This is a genomic window from Peptoniphilus raoultii, assembly GCF_900099555.1.
Taxonomy (GTDB): Bacteria; Bacillota; Clostridia; order Tissierellales; family Peptoniphilaceae; genus Peptoniphilus_A; species Peptoniphilus_A raoultii.
Window position 1 is genome coordinate 137994 of the sequence record NZ_FMWM01000002.1, and the last position, 20101, is coordinate 158094.

Consider the following 20101-nt stretch of genomic DNA (forward strand, 5'->3'; position numbering starts at 1 on the left):
CTTTCTTATTCTCCACGAAGTACAAGTGCCGGCTCAATATCCACAGTTTTTGAAACGGGGATAAGTGATGCGACAATAGTAATAATTACACAAACTATAATGGTTAAAGGAGCAAGGAGTGGCAAAAATGAAACTTTTCTTGCAAAAACTGAAATTGAAACTCTATTTGCAAAAACATAACCAAGCCCAACTCCAAAGATTCCTCCAAAAATTCCTAGAGTTATCCCTTCGCCTAAAAAGTCCAGAACTACTGATTTATTTGTAGCTCCAAGGGCTTTTTTAAGGCCGATTTCTCTACGCCTTTCAGTAACAACTGCCATCATAGTTGTTGATACACAAATCATCATTATAAATAAAACAATAATTGTTACTATAAAAACCAAGGCTTGAAGTTTATTTAAAACTATATCTTGGGAAGCCGTCACTCTTTTTACAAGCTGAGGAGTTAAGGATGCATCCTTTTGGGAAATATTTGTAACTATTTGAGAAAGCTCATTTTGTTCAGCTTCCACAGAATATTCCACAACATCATAATTTTTATCTTTTACAAGTCCTGAAATATCTTCAATTGACATAAAAATTAATTCTTCTTCCTTACCACCTGTTGTTACAACGCCAGTAATATTAAAATTTGTATCTGTTGAGCCTGTGCCGTTTACCTTTGGTGTATTTATTATCATCTTATCGCCAGCCTTAAGTCCTAAGGCCTTTGATATTTCATTTCCTATTAAAACTTCACGGCTATTTTCAGGCCATTTTCCATCAATTAGCCAGTAAGGAGAATTTTCCTTTGCCCCCTTTAAATCAGTGCCCGCAAGCATATAGGGCTGCTCATTTATTTTTGCATTTTGATAAATATAGGGTGCAACTCCAACAAGTTTTCCCTTTGGAATTAGAGAATTCATTTCATCAAGCTGGTCATCTGTAATTTTTTCTTCAGGGTCAGTTGGAATTACAAGCATATTTGCTCCGTAGGAACGAAATTCTTTGCCCATTTGCCTTGGAATGTCATAGTAAATTGTGACAAGGCCTGAAAGAATTGTTGCTCCCATGGCTATGGCAAGAAGGGCTGTTATCATTCTTGATTTTCTTCTGGCCAAGGAAGAAAAAATCATTTTTAAATAAAATTTATTTTTACCTTCCATGTAGGACCTCCGTTGGATTTAAGTTTAGTAAATATCTTATGGCAGGTATTGAACCTAAAAGAGTTACTAAAACAATTAGGATGGCTACAATTGGTATTACCATTGCAGTCGGAGCAATTGCAGAACCGAAAACTGAAATTCCTATAACCTGAGTTAAGGCAAGGCCCACAAAATATCCAATAACAGCTCCAAAAATTGCCGTTATGATTATTTCCACAAGTATTATGCCAATTATCCGCCCATTATTTGCACCAATTGCCTTTTGAAGGCCTATTTCATTTGACCTTTCCATAACTGATGCTGTAATTAGATTTGAAATTCCAAAGCCTGAACCTATTAAAGTCAAAACTGTAATTAAAATCATAAGAAGGGTTGTCTTATTTAAAATATCTCCTTCACTTTCGGCAACTTGTCTAATTGGTTTTGCAACTGAATCTGTCATAACTTCTGTTATTTGATAACAAATTGCTGAAACGTATGCTGTACAGTACCAAACTTCCCATTCCTTAATTGTTAAGGAAAGGGGATTTTTTGCTGCCTTTCTTGCTAGGTCATTATCAGGTGTTGTCAAAGCTGAAACTTCAACTTTATTTACAACATTTGAAACACTAGCAAAATTTTGAGCTACTGACAAAGGAACATAGATAAATGAATCTTCATCAGATCCTGATGAGAAAATTCCCTTTATTGTTAGTTTTTTATTTATAGTAGCACTTTTTATGTCAAGTGTGTCGCCAAGTTTGTAACCATTTCTATCCGCAAAAAGTTTCCCCACCATGACAAAATCTGTGTCATCTTCCTTTAGCCATTCGCCTTCAATTTCCCACCAATTTTTAAGCCTTATCATTCCCGTATCTATTGATTCTCCAGTGGGCAAATCCATGTGTTTATCAAACCAAGTCCCCACCATTTTTGTGTGCTTAGTATCATTATTAACAGAAACCCAAGTGTTAAAATATGGAGTGTAGTCTACAATATTATAGGCCCAAAAAATAGTTTTTATTTTTGGAAGTTCATCTTCCTTTAAATATTTTTGAACCTGTCCTTCTTTTTCTTCCATGCCATATAAATCATCTAATAATGAGGCTTCTTTAGGAAGAACATTAATATTTGCCCCATAAGTTTTTAATTCTTGATTTACCTTATCTCCTACTCCAAGCATGGTGTTTAGCATGGAAGTTGCAAGAGATGCTCCAAGGGCAACTGTAAATGCTATTAGAAGCATCTTTCCCTTTTGTCTAAAAAGGGCTCCTCTAATTATTCTCCAAAACATAAATCCTCCTACTTAAATACATAGCTTAAAGCATCAAGATCTTTAGGCTGAATTTTTATCTTTTGATCATGAACGATATATGGGAAAGGTATAGGATTACATCCACCTGCAAAACCTATCGTCCCTCTATTCATAACAACGTCACATAATTTACAAACAACATCATCGCCTCTTTCAAAATATCCAGAAGGTCCACAAATTTCACAGGCGTCAAGAACTACTCCATAAGATCCTTCAGATTTTTTTATGGCAAAAAATCTCATTTCCACTCCGTCTTTAGCCTTGTATAAATATCTATGAAGATGCATATCTTCAAGTGAGGATAGAGGAATTTCTATCATGCCATCAACAGTTTCATAATCTTCTGGCGGCGATAGGGCCTCTTCTCTATTGGCAAAGGCCTTACCAGCTGTTAGTGAAAGAGTATTAATTACTAAAACTATAAGGCAGAAAATTGCCCAGCGTCTTTTATTTCTCATCCTATATTTTATTTTTCTAAGCTGAGCTGAATTTTTATAGGGCTCTGTAATTTTTACATTTTCCCTATATAAAATAATTGGCACAAAAGCAATTATTAGCATATTTAAAAATAAAAATAAATTTTCATGGTTGGCAATTGCTGCAATTATTTTGAAAAAATTTACATTCCTTGGGATTATGCCCTTGGAGTAAAATCTTTGAACTATTAAATTAATTTGTGTGATAGAGGAGGCAATTAGAGATAAGATAACTATACTCTTTAAATTTTTTTCATCTAATTTTGAAGCACATTTATAAATTGCAAGCCCTGTTAGAATCATCATAATAACTCCAAAAACAAAGCCTAAAATTCTAAATAGTACCATTGTTGATACTGCACTTTCGCCATAATAGACAAATTTATTTGCCTGATTAAATACTGCCGGCAAATAATAAAAACAAAGCCCAACTGTATAAACTGTAATGGCAAGAGACATTATATTTTCTGAGAGTTTTTTACTTAATCTATCTTTAAATATAATAAAAATTAATATTAAAAATAGTGAGATGACTATAGGAACCATTGACCAAAAATTGAGTTCTGTCCTATTTATAAAGTGTGGTATATTTCTAATAACAGTTGAAATTATCGCTGCTATTAATCCTAAAACAAAAGAAATTATAATAACTATTCTCTTCTTTTTTAGGTTCTCAATTCTATAATAACTTAAAATAATTGCAATCATAAAAGAAAATGCAATTCCTGCCTCCATAACTTTAATAAAAATTTTTAAAATAATTTCACCTCCCAAATAAACACATAAAAGGGGAATAAATTCCCCTTGTAATAAAAAATATTATAATCTTACCATTGTGGTCCATTCCATTCAAAGTCTGTCCATTCAACAACGATTGGTTCAGTCCAGAATCTTCCAGTAACACCAGTTTCTTTGTCTACGTGTAGTAGATAGTCGTTTCCTGGTGCAGCTACTTCAAATTTTACATTGTAAACGCCAACACCTTCATCAAATTTAACATTTGCACCATAGTGAGGACCGTCAGAAGCATTCATTGGCATGAAAGCAACTTCTTGAACGTGGTCAGAACCTTGTTTTTGAAGATAAGCTTTAACATTTAACCATGGAACGAAATCGCCAACACCATATCCAAGTGTTGAACCTTCCTCAGATGCAGAAATGTCAGCTTCAATGTGGCAATCAGATTCTTCTTTAGGAAGAGAATTTCCTGCTGGTTCCATGTCTACTGGTTGGAAATAAACACCTGAAATTACAAGTGGTCCTTCTGTATGGTCATCACCAATTGGGAATTCTTCAAATCCTGCAGTTTCTTCTCCAGGACCAGCTGCTGGGGCTGCTGCTTCTTCAGTACCTTTGTTTTCTGCTCCTGCATTTTCAGTTGCTGCTTCTTCAGTTGATGCGGCTGCGTTATTAGCAGGTGCTTCTTCTTTTTTACCACAAGCAGTAAATGTCATTGAACATACAAGCACTACAGCTAATAAAAGTAAATTTTTCTTTTTTAACATATTTTCCTCCTAGTTTTTTTGTCTAGCTTCAAGCTCAGACCTAATTTTTTTATTTCTTCTACTTTGGTAAATAACAGAAATAATAGTTACTACTAATAGAATTATTTGTGGAATTAGATTTTCGTATCTATCATAGATACCAAGAGCTTCAAAGCTCCAGCCATTCATCCAGGGTACTATCGTTCTTCCAATTACATCAGCTTCTTGAAGTTCTCCAACTCCCTTTCCAACAAAGGATATACAGAGAATAAACATTAGCCAGCTTGTGAAAGTAAAGAATGGTTTAAGCGGAAGCCTTACCGTTACCTTAGCAATTAAGTAATAAACTATGGCAAGTATTACTACGGCAACCCCAAGTCCAATCCACATATGAATTGGATTTTCGGCTATACTTGATCTCATTCCTTGGAAGAATAAAATTAATTCGGCGCCTTCCCTGGCAACTGCCAAAAAGGATGTGAAAGACAAGGTAATCATATTTCCTCTTGAAATTGATTCTTCAACCTTATTTTGTATATATCTATTCCAAACTTCAACTTCAGATTTTGAAAGCATCCAATTTGAAACGTAGAATAATACAATTACGGCCAAGAACATGGCAATTCCTTCAAAAATTTCCTGTCCTACACCTGACTCTACTTCTCCCACTTTATTGGCGATTACATTAAAGACATAGGCTAGAACTACTGAAAACAGAATTCCCACTAATGCTCCAAGATAAACGCCCTTTAAATAAGTTCTATTATTAGTCTTAGTTAAATAAGCAGCAATCGCTGCAACAACAAGAATGGCTTCAAGACCTTCACGAAGTGTTAAACCAAGTACTGCAAAAAATGTACCAAATCTCTTAGTCAGCTCTGCAAGAAGTCCACTTGTGCTTGTACTTGCAAGATCTCCACCACCTTGTCTTTCTTCTACTGAACCGGAAGTATTTCCGTCAAGAGTGTTTGCATCTTCATGCAAATATGTTATCAATTGTTCAATTTCATTTTTTACTTCTGTTGAGTCTGCATTATCTTTAATCATTTTTTTGGCTCTGTAAAATTGGTGTTCAACCATTGAGCCTCTTGATCCTGAAATTGCAGACATTGTTGTTTTTTCAAAACCTATTTTTTCATAAAACTTAAAGTAAGCCACGTTTACAGCATCAGTTGCAGCTTTTTTAGCTTCATCATCATTGGGTTTATATTTTTCTATGGCTTCATTTAAATAGACACTCATAGCATCTGCTACTTCTACCCAATTTGCATACTGAACATCATCTGCAAAAGCTGTAATAAAAGATGTAGCAAACATTAAAAGTACTAAAATAAAAAGATTTATTTTATTTTTTAATAATTTCATTTTATCCCCCTCTTCTTAGTTAAATTTCCATCTTCCATTTCGTAAAGTACATCTCCGTATTTTAAAATATCAAGCTCATGAGTAACAATAACTAGTGCAGTTCCTTGACCATTGATTTTTTTAAAAAGATCCATTATTTCGCTTGTTGTATGTGAGTCTAAATCACTTGTTGGTTCATCTAAAATCAAAACCTTTGGTTTATTAATCATAGACCTTGCTATTAAAACTCTTTTTAGTTCGCCGCCTGACAAATTTTTGGGGAAATCATCTTTTAAATGGAAAATTCCCATCATATCCAAAAGCATTGCAGCTCTTTCGTAGGAAGATTCTTCTTTTTTAAACAAATAATAGGGCAAGGACACATTTTCAAGGACACTTAAATTTGGAATTGTTCCAAGCATTTGAGGAACAAATCCTATAAATTCATTTCTAGCCCTTGAAATTTCTTCATCAGAAAAGTCATTAATATTTTTACCTTCATAGAGAACCTGCCCCTCTGTGGGAGCAAGAAGTCCTGATAGCAAATTTAAAAGAGTAGATTTTCCTGACCCACTCCTGCCAATTATGTGTACAAAATCGCCTTCATTAACTTTAAGATTGCAATCTTTAACTGCAAAGAAAGTGTGAGAGCCTCTTGTAAAACTTTTACTTAAATTCTTACTTTCAATTAAACACATATTAAGCGTTTCTTTCTTTTACGGAATAATAAATATTCACTAGAACTAATATACCTGCAAGTATAGTAACCATTGGAACTGTTTTTGCCCTGCATGGCATTTGTGCCATCATGCAGCCTCCAATTAAATAGTTGACATTTAAAATTTCAAGGATACCAAGGGCAATATTTCCTATCGCAATTCCTGTAGCTATCTTTGCATCTTTAACTATAATAAAGATAATTGCCAGAACTATAACTACAGCTCCGATACCCATTGTCATATTGCCCATCCAGTGGCATTTCATAAACTTACCGTCTTCCATTGGTGGACAGACGGGAGTAATATACTTAGGTGCTAATATTAATAAAAGTCCAATGAGTGCAGAAATATATCCAAAAATATTTTTCTTCTTCAAGTATCTTCAACTTCCCTTCTTATAAATTAGCTCAGTTTAATTGTAATATAAATACTTAAACATAATTATAAGAAATTACATTAATTAATTTAAATTTGAAAACCTATATCAATTAATTTTCGCTATCAATAATATTACAATAATTTATAAAATTTTACAATTATTTTGAGAAAATTTTACTATCTCAAAAATATATTAGGACTTTTTATAAGTTTGTTAAATGATTCTTGTAAACTTAGGTTTATTGTCCCTTCGACATATACTTTTCTGTAAAATTTAATTATTTGTTGCTTGCATTTCAATAATTTTTAATTATTTTAACTTGACATTTTTTTGATTTTAATTATTTGCTGACTCCATTTTTTAAAAACTATTTATATGCCTACGGCTTTTCATTTAATGATTTTTTGGCATAAAATAAAGACAGCCTATAGCCGTCTTTAAATATATATTTACTTAAATTCTCTAAGAGATTTGCCCTTGAATTTTTCTTCCATTTCAATAATATGAATGCTTCCCCTTGAAACTATTTGAAATTTTCCCGCAATTTCTCTTATCCAAGATGAAATAAAGGGCTCGTGACTTATGATAATATAGTCATTATTTTTTTCAAGGGTCTTTAAAAAGGGGATGATATTCATGGAATAGACTTCTTCAGAAATTTCAAAATCTTTTTCAAGAATTTCTGAAAGTATTTCTCCGGTCTGCCTTGCCCTTTTTAGGGGAGAGGTGAAAATTTTTATATTTTCCTTGGCTTCTAAGATTTTTTTAAATCTCCCAAATTTTTCATTTAATAGGATTTTTCCTTCAGTTGTAAGGGACCTTTCCATATTTGTTCCGTAGGTTTCGCTTTTTCCATGTCTTATAAAATATAAAATCATTTTAGATTAAAAAATGCGTCCTTTCCAGCATATTTTGCTCCATCTCCAAGATCATCTTCAATTCTTAAAAGCTGATTATATTTTGCAACTCTTTCACTTCTTGCTGGAGCTCCTGTTTTTATAAGACCTGCATTTGTTGCAACAACAAGATCTGCAATTGTTGTGTCTTCAGTTTCTCCTGACCTATGAGAAACTATAGTTGTCATAGAATGTTTTCTTGCCATTTCAATGGCATCTAAGGTTTCAGATAAAGACCCAATTTGATTTAATTTAATTAAAATTGAATTTGAAACTCCTGTTTCAATTCCCTTTTCTAGTCTTTTTGTGTTAGTAACAAATAAATCGTCACCCACAAGTTCAACTTTCTTTCCAAGTTTTTCAGTTAAATATTTCCAGCCATCCCAATCATCTTCTGAAAGCCCGTCTTCAATTGAATAAATGGGATATTCCTTAATTAAATTTTCATAATATTCTGTAAGTTCTTTATAAGAAAATTCTACTCCCTCACCCTTTAGCTTATAGATTTTTTCCTTGTCATCATAAAATTCCGATGCCGCACAGTCAAGGGCAAGGACAATGTCTTCCCCCGGTTTATAACCAGCTTTTTTTATGGCTTCAGTTATAATTTCAAGGGCTTCTTTATTTGAAGATAAATTTGGAGCAAAGCCCCCTTCATCTCCAACTGCTGTTGAAAGATTTCTTTCCTTTAATTCTTTTTTAAGGTATGCATAAGTTAAGGCTCCCATTTCTAAAGCCTCTTTAAAAGATTTTGCACCTATGGGAAGAATCATAAATTCTTGAATGTCCACATTATTATCTGCATGGACTCCGCCATTTAAAATATTCATCATAGGAACCGGAAGAGTTTTTGCATTTACTCCGCCAATATATTTATAAAGAGGAAGACTAAGTTCATCAGCAGCTGCTCTTGCAACTGCAAGAGAAACTCCCAAAATAGCATTTGCTCCTAAAACTTTTTTATTTTCTGACCCATCAAGTTCTAAAAGTTTTTTATCAATACTTACTTGATCAAAAATATAAGAATCTACTAATTCCTCTGCAATAATAGTATTAACATTTTCGCAGGCCTTTTGAACTCCCTTGCCCCTATAATGACTATCTACGTCACGAAGTTCCACTGCTTCATGAACTCCCGTGCTTGCTCCTGAGGGGACAATTGCTCTTCCAAAACCGCCAAGATCTGTATAAACTTCAACTTCAACAGTTGGATTTCCTCTTGAATCCAAAACTTCTCTTGCATATATATCTCTAATGTAGCTCATATTTCCTCCTATTTTTTAATTAATGACTGGCCAGTCATTTCCATGGTCTTTGGAATATTTAATATATCTAAAATTGTTGGCGTAATATCGGAAAGGGCTCCGCCTTCTCTTAATTTTTTCTCTCCCATGCCACAAAGGATGAAAGGAACTAAATTTGTCGTATGACTTGTAATTGGTTTTCCATCTTTTGTAAGCATCATATCACAGTTGCCATGGTCGGCAGTGATTAGGGTTACGCCTCCAACTTTTTCCTGTTCTTTTAAAATTTTTCCAAGGCAGGTGTCAACTGTTTCAACTGCCTTTACCGCCGCGCTAACATCTCCCGTATGACCAACCATATCAGGATTTGCAAAATTTAAAATTATGCAGTCATAGGTGTTTTCTTCAATTTTTGGAAGAAGAGCATCTGTAATTTCTAGGGCTGACATTTCAGGCTTCATATCGTAAGTTGGAACTTTTGGTGAAGATATTAAAATTCGATCTTCGCCATCAAAGGGAACTTCTCTACCGCCATTAAAGAAAAATGTAACGTGGGCATATTTTTCAGTTTCTGCAATCCTAAGTTGCCTTAAATGATTTTTTTCTAAAATTTCCCCCAGGGTGTTTGTCGGTCTATTTTCTGGATAGGCTATGTGAGTATTGGGAATTGTAGAGTCATACTGAGTCATTGTTGTCATGAAAATTTTCTTTTTATCTCTTTCATAAGCATCAAAATTTTCATCAGTAAGACTTCTTACAATTTGCCTTGCCCTATCAGGTCTAAAATTAAAAAATATTACTGAATCACCATCTTTTATTAAACCATTTTTATTAATGGAAACTGGTTTTATAAATTCATCTGTAATTCCCTCTGCATAAGATTCTTTTATGGCCTCTAGCACATCACTCTTTTGTTTTCCTTCACCCCTCGTTACAAGATCATAATAGGCCTTTGTTCTTTCCCATCTCTTGTCCCTATCCATGGCATAATATCTGCCGCTAATATCGGCAATTATTCCAAGATTTTTTTCTTTTAAATAATCTTCAAGCTCCTTTATGTCACTTAAAGATGCGTCAGGCGAAACATCTCTACCATCTGTAATGGGATGGATATATAAATTCTTCACTCCCTCTCTTTTTGCCAAATCAACAAGGCTCAAAAGATGATTGAAGTGAGAATGAACTCCTCCTTTAGAAACAAGACCCATTAAATGAAGGGCTCTTGAATTTTCTTTTTTTACATTTTCAATAGCCTTTAAAAATTCTTTATTTGCAAAAAAACTTTGGTCTTCAATGGCATTTGTAATTCTTGTTAAATCTTGGTAGACAACTCTTCCAGCACCTATATTTAAATGACCAACTTCAGAATTTCCCATTTGACCCATGGGAAGGCCCACCCATTTTTCGCTTGCATATAATTTTGTATGAGGACAGTTTTTATACAAATCATCTAAAACTGGAGTTTTGGCAAGGGAAACGGCATTGCCTGGATAGTCCCTATAAATTCCGAAACCGTCTAAAATAATTAGTAGTACGCTTTTCATTATTTCTCCTTATAATTTATAATCTTTAAAAATTCGTCTGCCTTGAGGCTGGCTCCTCCAACTAAAGCTCCGTCAATATCAGGACACTCTAAAAGATCCTTAGCATTTTCTCCCTTAACAGATCCGCCATATAAAATTCTGATTTCATCTTTTAAATCTCCAAATAAAGATCCTAAAGTTTCTCTAATAAAGGCACACATTTTTTGGGCATCTTCCCTATTGCAAACTTCTCCACTTCCTATGGCCCAAATTGGTTCATAGGCAAGAGTTAAATTATCTTTATTAAATTCAAAATCCTTAAGATCAGTTAGAATTTGATTTTTTACAAAATCATAGGCTCCGCCAGATTTTCTTGTTTCCTTATCTTCTCCCAAGCAAAGAATAATTTTTAAATTATTTTCAAGAGCTTTTTTTATTTTTTTTCTTATAATTTCATCGTCTTCCAAAAAAATATTTCTTCTTTCGCTGTGGCCAATAATGACATAATCGCAAAATTCTTTTACAATCCTGGCACTAACTTCTCCTGTGTAGGCTCCATCATCATAGGCAGCAAGATTTTGTGCAGAAAGTTTTACCTTAGCCTTAAATAATTCCTTCAAGGGATATAAAGATGTGAAGGTAGGAGCAATTAAAATGTCCTTATCCCCTAAATCTTCCTCTAAAAGATTTCTTGCAAATTCCTCTGCTTCTTTTGCAGTCTTATTCATTTTCCAGTTGCCACATATAAATTTTTTTCTCATTATTTTTCACTATCTCCTAAGGCCTTAAGAGCAGGAAGCTCCTTGCCTTCCAAAAGTTCCAGACTGGCACCTCCACCTGTTGAAATATGGGTGAACTTTTCCGCTAATCCTGACTTTTCTACAGCAGAAACTGAATCGCCACCTCCAACAATTGTTAGACCCTTAATTTCTCCTAAAATTTTTGCAAGACCCATTGTGCCCTTTGCAAATTGTTCAATTTCAAAAACTCCACAAGGGCCATTCCAAACAACAGTATTTGCATCTTTTAATTCTTCTTTCAAATTTTCTAAAGTCTTAGGACCTATATCTAAAATCATTTGATCTTTTGGAATTTTATGAATTTCAAAAACTGCACTTTGGGCTTCTTCAGAAATTCCCTTGGCAGTTACAACATCAAGAGGAAGAATTAATTTTACTTTCTTGTCCTTTGACAGAGAAATTAATTCTCTTGCAAGGTCAAGCTTATCTTCCTCCACAAGAGATGTACCAACTTCAATACCCTCAGCCTTTAAAAAGTTTATGGCCATTGCACCAACAATAATTAATTTATCAACTTTATTTAAAAGATTTTTTATTAATTCAATTTTGTCAGAAACTTTTGATCCTCCTAAAATTGCCACAAAAGGCCTTTCAGGATTTTCAAGAGAATCCTTTAAGTATTTTATTTCTTTCTCCAGCAAAAATCCCGGAAAAGATGGAAGATATTTTGTAACCTCCGAATTTGAAGCATGGGCTCTGTGGGCTGTTCCAAAGGCATCGTTAATGTAAACATCTGCAAGACTTGCAAGATTTTTTGCAAAGTCTGGATCATTTTTTTCTTCTTCTGGGACAAATCTTAAATTTTCCAGTAGGGCAATTTGACCTCCCTTTAAAGACTTTACTCTTTCTTTTAAGTCATCACTTACAACTTTTTGGTCTTCTAAAAATAAAATATCTTCTCCCAATAACTTTCCAAGCCTTTGGGCCACAGCTTTTAAACTTAAATCTTTATTATATTTTCCCTTAGGTCTACCCAAATGGCTCATTAAAATAATTTTTGCTCCCGCATCCTTTAAGTATTTTATAGTTGGAAGGCTTTTGACAATCCTGTCATCACCTGCCACCTTCCCATTCTTTAAAGGCACATTAAAATCCACTCTAACTAGAGCGGTCTTATTTTTAAAATCATAGTCTTTTAAATTCTTAATCATTTTTTCTCCTATTATAAACTTTCCAGAACCTTACTTGCCCTTGAAATTAATTTTTCCTTGCCAAGTAAATAAATAATATATGACATTTCAGGGCCGTGAACATTACCAGAAATTGCTGCACGAACTGGCATATAAAGAGCTTTTCCCTTAACTCCTGATGCCTTTTGAACTTCCTTCATAAGACCCATGGAAACTTCTAAATCAATTTCATCATGGCCTTCACAAACTTCAATAAAAGATTTTAAAAGATCAGGAACATGGGGCTGTTTTAATTCTTCTTTGGCACTATCTTCTGTGATTTCAATATCTCCAAATAAAAATTTAATGTGGTCCGGAATATCTTCTAATTTATCAATACTTTCACTTACAGTTTCAATTAAAATCTTGTACCATTCATAATTATTTTTAATTTGTTCTTCGCTTAAAAGCCTTGATTTTGTAACAAAGGGAATGGAAAGTTCAGCAAGTTTTGTAATGGGATATTCCTTAATATAATGAGAATTCACCCAATTTAATTTATCTGTGTCAAAAATTCCGCCAGACTTGCCAACTCTTTCAAAAGAGAATTTTTTAGTCAGCTCTTTTAAATTCATAATTTCTTCTCCATCTTCAGGAGACCAGCCAACAAGGGCCAAATAATTTATAATCCCTTCAGGAAGATAGCCTCTGTTTTTAAAGTCTTCAACAGAAACATCGCCTTGCCTTTTTGAAAGTTTCTTTCTATTTTTATTTAAAACGGTTGGAAGGTGGACAAAAGTTGGCACATCCCAACCAAAAGCTTCGTAAAGATAAACGTGTTTTGGCGTTGATGAAAGCCATTCTTCTCCCCTAACAATGTGAGTTATGCCCATTAAATGGTCATCAATTACAACTGCCATATGATAAGTTGGAAAGCCGTCAGATTTCATTAAAACTTGATCGTCAAGCTCATCACTATTTATTGTTACCTTTCCCCTAACAGCATCATAAAAAGAAATATCTTTGTTGTGGGGAAGTTTTAGTCTTACAACATACTCTTCACCATTTGCAATTCTTTTTTTAGCCTCTTCAATTGAAATAGACCTACAAAGTCCGTCATATTTTGGAACTTGACCCTTAATTTTTTGTTCTTCACGAATGGAGTCAAGCCTTTCTTTTGTGCAAAAACAATAATAGGCATAGCCCTTTTCAATTAATTCATCAACATATTTTTTGTAGATATCAAGTCTTTGAGATTGAATGTAAGGCCCAAAATCGCCCTTTTCAACAATTTTTCCATCTTCTACAAAAACTCCTTCGTCATAATCTATGCCTGCCCATTTAAGAGAGCTTATTAAATTTTCAATTGCTCCTTCAACATATCTTGTCCTGTCAGTATCTTCAATTCTTAAAATAAATTTGCCGCCATTATTTTTTGCAAATAAATAATTATAAAGGGCTGTTCTCAGTCCCCCTATGTGCAAATAACCTGTTGGTGACGGTGCAAATCTTAATCTTACTTCTTTCATTTAAACACTCCCAAAAAATCTTATTCTTATCTATAGTATAGTTAAATTGGCTTGTTTTGTAAATATTATAAAATTTGGAAATTATTCCTTATAATTTTTTTAATTTATATTAACTCAAATATAAATTTTAAAATTTTGCTTGTGCATAATTATCCACAGGGTGCTAATGGAATAAAAGAGTTATTTTACGAAAATTTTCTTATTCGCCTAGTTGTCCAAGTGTAGGCAGAATATTTAAGAAGAGTTAAAGAGACGGAATTAAAAGAATTTTATGTTTGCGTGAAAAAGTTCTTGCTTATTGCTTTGAAAAAATTTGTAGTTCCTTGGATAGAGAAAAGACTCGATTCTATCGAGCCTCCCCCATATTTGACATAGAACCAAATTAATAAGAATCTCCACCGATTATTTTACCGTCATAGGCATCAACATATATTAATACATCTTCAACCTCTATAACATAAGCTAAATGAAAAACCCCAATTTTTGGAGCTTTGATATTATTTTTACTATCTACTAAAAATGATGAATCCTTAAAAAAGTCATTGGATTCAATTACCGTTAACGTAACATTTAGAACATTTTCTGATTTGTTTTTATTGGATTTTAATAAAAAATCTTTTGCAATATTCTCAGCCTTTATTTCATCTATTTTGGGTGGTTCTTTTATTCTAAAGTTATCTATAATATCTAATAGAATAACAGAATTCTCATTGTTATTAAATACAACTCTAATTTGATCGTATGGGTTGAAAATATTAGCAACATTTGCTTTATAATAGGAATACATCTTATATTCTTTTGTATAATAACCCATCTTTTCCTCAGTATAATCAGATGGAATATATTTATCTTTGATAAATTTTACATATTCTTTTTCTGGATATTCTAAATCTTCTGCACTATCTTCATCCCACTTAAGAGTTGATAAAGCATCTACATGAATCACATCACTGTTATTATCAAAAATAAAGATAGCCCCTTCAGAAGACTCAATTTTTATCCCTCCATTATCCAGATTTTCTCTTTCTTTATAGAGCATTTCTCCATCTTTTTCATTATATCCAAAATCCTTTAATGTACTAACTATTTTTACTTTATTTAATTTATCAATCGAATTTATTTTTTTGGAACACGCCATTAATAGAAATATTAAACAAATGCATATTAAATATATTAAAACTCTTTTTTTCATATTTATTTGCTTAGTATTAACTAAACTCTCCCTGATATATTTTTATCGTCCCAAAAACGTATATAGTAATATGTTCCTGGTTTTTCAATAGTCCTCAATAAATTAGAATAAAATGTTTTGCTTGGATTTTCTCTAACTTGATGCTTTGAATTTCCGGTAAAATCTAACATCGTACTAAAAAGAACCTCATCATACCAACCTAGAAATACTTTTCCACTTGAATTTTTACTGATTCCAAAAGCATTCCTCCAGCCTGTATCTTCAGCTGTGCGACACCCATTTAAAAAACAAAGTTCCAACAACTGTTTACATTATTAAATTATAACTAATTTAATCTAAAATTAGTATAATGTATTCCTATTTATGTTATGAATATATTTATACCCCTTATGATTCCAATTTTTTCTTTCACTTCTTTTTCTAATCTACTAAGTCTTCCTCTATTTCTTCAATATTATAATTTTCTTATAACTATATTAATATGGTAAAATAAAAAATGAAAATACTAGGGGAAGCTTTGAAAAAAATCTCCAAAAATATTTTTTATAGGTGACTGATATGAAAAAAACTTTAAGTCTTATATTTTTTCTCATTGTTTTATTTATCATTAATGCTTTTTTTGGTAACCCCATTTCCAAAATTTTAGCAAATAATTCTGCAAATAAATATATTAAAGAGAATTATGATAATTTGAACCTTAAAAGAGATAAAGTTTTTTATAATTTTAAAGATGGCTGCTACATAATTAATCTTGAAGACAAAAATAGCATAGACACAAAATTTTCTTTATCTTTCAATAGTTTTGGAAATTTAAAGTACGATAACTTTGAAGACAGATTATTTAATACCTATAGACGCTTTGAATATGAGATTTATGAATATGGAAGAAGACTAGAAGAAAAACACCGCTTTAAATACAAAATATCCCTATCAATTCTCGAAAATGAGGATCATAGAGATATTTTAAAATTAGATGATAAAGTTGATTTCAATAATTTCCCTTTAAAAGTTTCAGCTGATGTTTACGGATTTTCTAATAAACTAGATTTTGAAAAAACAATGATTGTTTTAAAAAGACTCCAAAAAATATTAGATAAGGAAAATCTTGAAGCCTTTGAATATAGCATAATACTCGTTCCTCTGAAAGATAGAGCGAAAGATGGTAAGGCTGAGTCTTGGCAAAATGCCTTTTCAATATATAATATTCCAGATGACCTTATTAGAAATGAAAATATTTCCGGCTTAAAGGATCTATATAATGCTCAGAAAACAAGCTGCGAAAAAATAAAGGACCGCTAATTAATTTTAACGATCCTTTTAATTTAATATTCAAATAAATCACTCGTTGGATAATCTATAATTTTTTCTGTTTTAACTTCTGCATTTATATTTTCAGATTTCTTTTCATTATTGTCAGATTTTTCAGCTGGTTTTTCAAGGGGCTTATCTTTTTTTATTCTTGAATACTGATAAAGTCCCCAGCTTTCTAATTCTTCATCTGTTCCAATCCAAACAGGTGCCTTGACATTCACAAGTGGAAATACAGCTTCTTCAATATCATAATTAAACATTCTTATACATCCGTTTGAATAGTAGCCACCAATTTGATGGGGTTTAATATTTCCATGAATGCCATAGCCGCTAAAGCCCTTTAATCTTAATCCCATCCATCTTTCACCAAGAGGATTATTGGGGTCGTCACTTGCAGCCGGTTTATATTTCCCATTCATTCCTCCCCAAGCAGGATTTTTGTGCATATTTGCAATTGTTCCCTTGCCAGAAGGCGTTGGTGTATTACTTGTCCCTAAAGTTACAGGATATTTTCCTTGAGAAGCTCCTCCTTTATATAAAGTTAAAGTTCTTCTTGATTTATTTACGGCAATCCAATATCCATTTGTTGGAGGATTTGTCACCATATCATAGACTTCATAATTTTCCGTATATAGACATTCTTCAGTTTTCTTATCAATTTTTCCACTTACAGGAAGATTCATTTGTGCCTGAAATTTTTTTATGTTTGCAGTTCTGTCTGCTCCCTTTTTATCCATAAAATTATTTGGCCTTATAAATTTTGCGCTTACTGTAAATGGAAATAATAAAATAATTAAAAGTAAAATAATTAATTTTCTAAATTTTTTCATAGTATCTTTTATTATAGTATTTTTTTCAAAAATTTTCCAGTATAGGACTTTTTGACCTTGCAAATTTCTTCCGGCCTTCCAGTGGCAATAACTTCTCCGCCGCCATCTCCGCCTTCAGGTCCAAGATCAATTATATAGTCAGCCGTTTTTATTACATCTAAATTATGTTCAATAACAATAACGGTGTTTCCCTTGTCTACTAATTTATTTAAAACTTTTATTAGTTTTGATACATCATAAGTGTGAAGGCCTGTTGTCGGTTCGTCAAGAATATAAACCGTCTTTCCAGTTGCCTGTTTTGAAAGTTCTGTTGCAAGTTTTATTCTTTGGGCTTCTCCTCCTGATAGCTGCGTTGAAGATTGACCAAGTTTAATGTAGGATAGGCCAACATCTTTTAAGGTTTCAAGTTTTCTTAAAACTCTTGGATGATTTGCAAAAAATACTAGAGCTTCTTCCACAGTCATATCTAAAACATCGGCAATATTTTTTCCCTTGTAATAAACATTTAAGGTTTCGCTATTATATCTTTTCCCTTTGCAGACTTCGCAAGGGACATATACATCAGGAAGAAAATGCATTTCAACTCTAATTATTCCGTCACCCTTACAAGCTTCACATCTTCCGCCCTTAACATTAAAAGAAAATCTTCCCTTTTTATAGCCTTTGAGTTTTGCTTCATTTGTCATGGCAAAAATATCTCTAATTAAATCAAAAGTTCCCGTATAGGTGCATGGGTTTGATCTTGGTGTTCTGCCAATTGGACTTTGGTCAATGTCCACAACTTTATCTACATTTTCAAGGCCCTTAATGTCCTTATAGAATCCTGGCTTTATTTTTGACTTATTTATTTTCTGGCCCAAGGCCTTGTATAAAATTTCATTAACTAAAGATGATTTTCCTGATCCTGAAACTCCTGTAACAACAACAAATTGACCAAGAGGAAATTCCACATCAATATTTTTTAAATTGTGCTGCCTTGCTCCAATAACTTTTATCGATTTTCCGCTAAAGGGTCTTCTCTCCTTGGGAACTTCAATTTTTCTTTTTCCTGACAAATAATCGCCTGTTATAGAATTTTTTGCCTTCATTATTTCTTGTGGACTTCCTTGGGCAACGACTTTTCCCCCTTCTCTTCCAGCATAGGGACCAATGTCTACAATTTGATCAGCTGCCATCATCGTTTCTTCATCATGTTCCACAACGATTAATGTATTTCCAATGTCTGTTAAATTTCTAAGAGCTCCCAAAAGTTTTGCATTATCCCTTTGATGAAGGCCAATGGATGGCTCGTCTAAAACATAAATAACTCCAACTAATTGAGATCCTATTTGAGTAGCAAGTCTAATTCTTTGGGCTTCTCCGCCTGAAAGTGATCCCGCCATTCTTGAAAGAGTTAAATATTCAAGGCCGACAGTTACAAGAAAATCAAGTCTACTTTTTATTTCTTTTAAAAGTTCTTTTGCAATAATGCTTTCCTTTTGGCTAAGTTTTAAGGACTTAAAAAATTCCAATGCCTTATTTATGGAAAGCTCTGTCAATTCAAAAATATTTAATCCCCCAACTTTTATGGATAGGGATGATTCTTTCAACCTAGCTCCATGACAATGGGGGCAGGGAACCTCTTCCATAAATTCGTCAATCCTATCAAGCATTTTATCTGATGCAGTTTCCAAATATCTTCTCTTTAAATTTTTATAAATTCCTTCAAAGGATCCTGAGTAATATTTTTCTCCTGAAAAGAATGAATCAAAACGAAAATGTAAATATCCATTATATCCATTAAAAATAGCATCTATAAATTCTTTTGGTGCTTTTTTTATAGGTTCACTTGTTGGAAAATCAAATTCCTCTGCTATTGCACATATTACTTCATAATAATAAGTTCCGCTTGCTGATGAATAGCAGGCAACTGCTCCCTGGTCAATGGAAAGGTCTTTATTGGGAACTACTAAATCCATATCAACTTCTTTTGAAAAGCCTATGCCGTTACATTTTGGGCATGCCCCAAGGGGTGAGTTAAAGGAAAAAGATCTTTGCGAAACTTCTTCAATAACAATGCCGCAATCAGGGCATGCAAGTTTTGTAGAAAAAATTAAATCTTCCCCATCATGAACTTTTATTTTTACAATTCCGCCGCTTAAATTTGCACAAAGCTCCAGGGATTCAAAAAGCCTTGATGAAATTCCTTCCTTAACAATAATTCTATCTACAACAATATCAATGTCGTGATTTTTATTTTTATCAAGTTCAAGGTCTTCTGAAATTTCATGGACCTCTCCATCAACAATTATCCTTAAAAATCCTTCTTTTTTAATTTTTTCAAAAACTTTTTTGTGGGTCCCCTTTCTGTGTCTAACAAGGGGTGATAAAATTTCTATTTTTGTTCTTTCATTTAATTCTAAAATTCTTTCCACCATTTGATCAATGGTAAAAGATGAAATTTCTTTGCCGCAAGATGGGCAAAAGGCATGACCAACTCTTGCATACAAAAGTCTTAAATAATCATAAATTTCTGTCACTGTGCCAACAGTTGACCTTGGATTTTTTGATGTCGTCTTTTGATCAATGGAAATCGATGGGCTCATTCCTTCAATATAATCTACTTCCGGCTTATCCATTTGTCCCAAAAACTGTCTGGCATAGGATGAAAGACTTTCTACATATCTCCTTTGCCCTTCTGCATAAATTGTGTCAAAAGCAAGGGAAGATTTACCGGAGCCTGAAAGTCCAGTAAAAACTATAAATTTATTTCTTGGAAGGGAAAGGTCAACATTTTTTAAATTGTGCTGCCTTGCTCCCTTAATTTTTATAAAATCTTCTGTCAAT

17 protein-coding genes are annotated in these 20101 nt (G+C 32.9%); 1 reads left to right on the plus strand and 16 read right to left on the minus strand.

Annotated features, from left to right (window positions below):
- Positions 1–5: 5 nt before the first annotated feature.
- From BQ4446_RS00620 to BQ4446_RS00685, 14 genes are all read right to left on the minus strand, one after another.
- Complete coding sequence (locus BQ4446_RS00620; RefSeq protein ID WP_071025673.1) at positions 6–1145, minus strand: ABC transporter permease; 1140 nt, start codon at positions 1143–1145, stop codon at positions 6–8.
- On the minus strand, positions 1135–2418 hold the full coding sequence (locus BQ4446_RS00625) for an ABC transporter permease (protein WP_071025676.1): 1284 nt from the start codon (positions 2416–2418) through the stop codon (positions 1135–1137). Before BQ4446_RS00625 ends, BQ4446_RS00620 begins: the two co-directional genes overlap by 11 nt.
- Before the next feature lie 8 nt (positions 2419–2426).
- Complete coding sequence (locus tag BQ4446_RS00630; RefSeq protein WP_071025680.1) at positions 2427–3689, minus strand: DUF2318 domain-containing protein; 1263 nt, start codon at positions 3687–3689, stop codon at positions 2427–2429.
- 53 nt (positions 3690–3742) lie between these two features.
- Positions 3743–4420 carry an iron transporter gene (locus BQ4446_RS00635; protein WP_071025683.1) on the minus strand — a complete coding sequence of 226 codons (678 nt, stop codon included), beginning with the start codon at positions 4418–4420 and terminating at the stop codon, positions 3743–3745.
- A gap of 9 nt (positions 4421–4429) precedes the next feature.
- The gene (locus BQ4446_RS00640; RefSeq protein ID WP_071025685.1) at positions 4430–5764 is read right to left on the minus strand and encodes an FTR1 family iron permease; all 1335 of its coding nucleotides are present in this window, start codon (positions 5762–5764) and stop codon (positions 4430–4432) included.
- Positions 5761–6441 carry an ABC transporter ATP-binding protein gene (locus tag BQ4446_RS00645; RefSeq protein WP_071025688.1) on the minus strand — a complete coding sequence of 227 codons (681 nt, stop codon included), beginning with the start codon at positions 6439–6441 and terminating at the stop codon, positions 5761–5763. The genes BQ4446_RS00640 and BQ4446_RS00645 overlap by 4 nt, the downstream gene beginning before the upstream one ends.
- 1 nt (position 6442) lies before the next feature.
- The gene (locus BQ4446_RS00650; protein ID WP_071025691.1) at positions 6443–6838 is read right to left on the minus strand and encodes a DUF4418 family protein; all 396 of its coding nucleotides are present in this window, start codon (positions 6836–6838) and stop codon (positions 6443–6445) included.
- Positions 6839–7290: 452 nt separating this feature from the next.
- Positions 7291–7719, minus strand: coding sequence for a SixA phosphatase family protein (locus BQ4446_RS00655; protein ID WP_071025694.1), 429 nt, complete (start codon positions 7717–7719; stop codon positions 7291–7293).
- Positions 7716–9002 (minus strand): phosphopyruvate hydratase, encoded by a 1287-nt coding sequence (gene eno / locus BQ4446_RS00660; RefSeq protein ID WP_071025697.1) that lies wholly within the window; start codon positions 9000–9002, stop codon positions 7716–7718. The genes BQ4446_RS00655 and eno overlap by 4 nt, the downstream gene beginning before the upstream one ends.
- Positions 9003–9010: 8 nt before the next feature.
- Positions 9011–10525 carry a 2,3-bisphosphoglycerate-independent phosphoglycerate mutase gene (gene gpmI, locus BQ4446_RS00665; protein WP_071025700.1) on the minus strand — a complete coding sequence of 505 codons (1515 nt, stop codon included), beginning with the start codon at positions 10523–10525 and terminating at the stop codon, positions 9011–9013.
- Positions 10525–11265, minus strand: coding sequence for a triose-phosphate isomerase (tpiA, locus tag BQ4446_RS00670; protein ID WP_071025703.1), 741 nt, complete (start codon positions 11263–11265; stop codon positions 10525–10527). Before tpiA ends, gpmI begins: the two co-directional genes overlap by 1 nt.
- Entirely contained in the window at positions 11265–12455 is a 1191-nt protein-coding gene (locus BQ4446_RS00675) for a phosphoglycerate kinase (RefSeq protein WP_071025705.1), read from the minus strand. The genes tpiA and BQ4446_RS00675 overlap by 1 nt, the downstream gene beginning before the upstream one ends.
- A gap of 11 nt (positions 12456–12466) precedes the next feature.
- Entirely contained in the window at positions 12467–13942 is a 1476-nt protein-coding gene (gene gltX / locus BQ4446_RS00680) for a glutamate--tRNA ligase (protein WP_071025709.1), read from the minus strand.
- A 382-nt stretch (positions 13943–14324) separates the two neighbouring features.
- Complete coding sequence (locus BQ4446_RS00685; protein WP_071025712.1) at positions 14325–15134, minus strand: hypothetical protein; 810 nt, start codon at positions 15132–15134, stop codon at positions 14325–14327.
- Between the two features lie 558 nt (positions 15135–15692).
- Here BQ4446_RS00685 and BQ4446_RS00695 point away from each other — a divergent pair.
- The gene (locus BQ4446_RS00695; protein ID WP_071025717.1) at positions 15693–16433 is read left to right on the plus strand and encodes a YfjL-like protein; all 741 of its coding nucleotides are present in this window, start codon (positions 15693–15695) and stop codon (positions 16431–16433) included.
- Positions 16434–16456: 23 nt separating this feature from the next.
- On the opposite strand, the gene BQ4446_RS00700 is transcribed toward BQ4446_RS00695, so the two are convergent.
- Together BQ4446_RS00700 and uvrA are read right to left on the minus strand one after the other, a co-directional pair.
- Positions 16457–17275, minus strand: coding sequence for a L,D-transpeptidase (locus BQ4446_RS00700; RefSeq protein WP_083329066.1), 819 nt, complete (start codon positions 17273–17275; stop codon positions 16457–16459).
- Positions 17276–17286: 11 nt separating this feature from the next.
- Positions 17287–20100 (minus strand): excinuclease ABC subunit UvrA, encoded by a 2814-nt coding sequence (uvrA, locus tag BQ4446_RS00705; RefSeq protein ID WP_071025721.1) that lies wholly within the window; start codon positions 20098–20100, stop codon positions 17287–17289.
- Position 20101 lies beyond the last annotated feature (1 nt).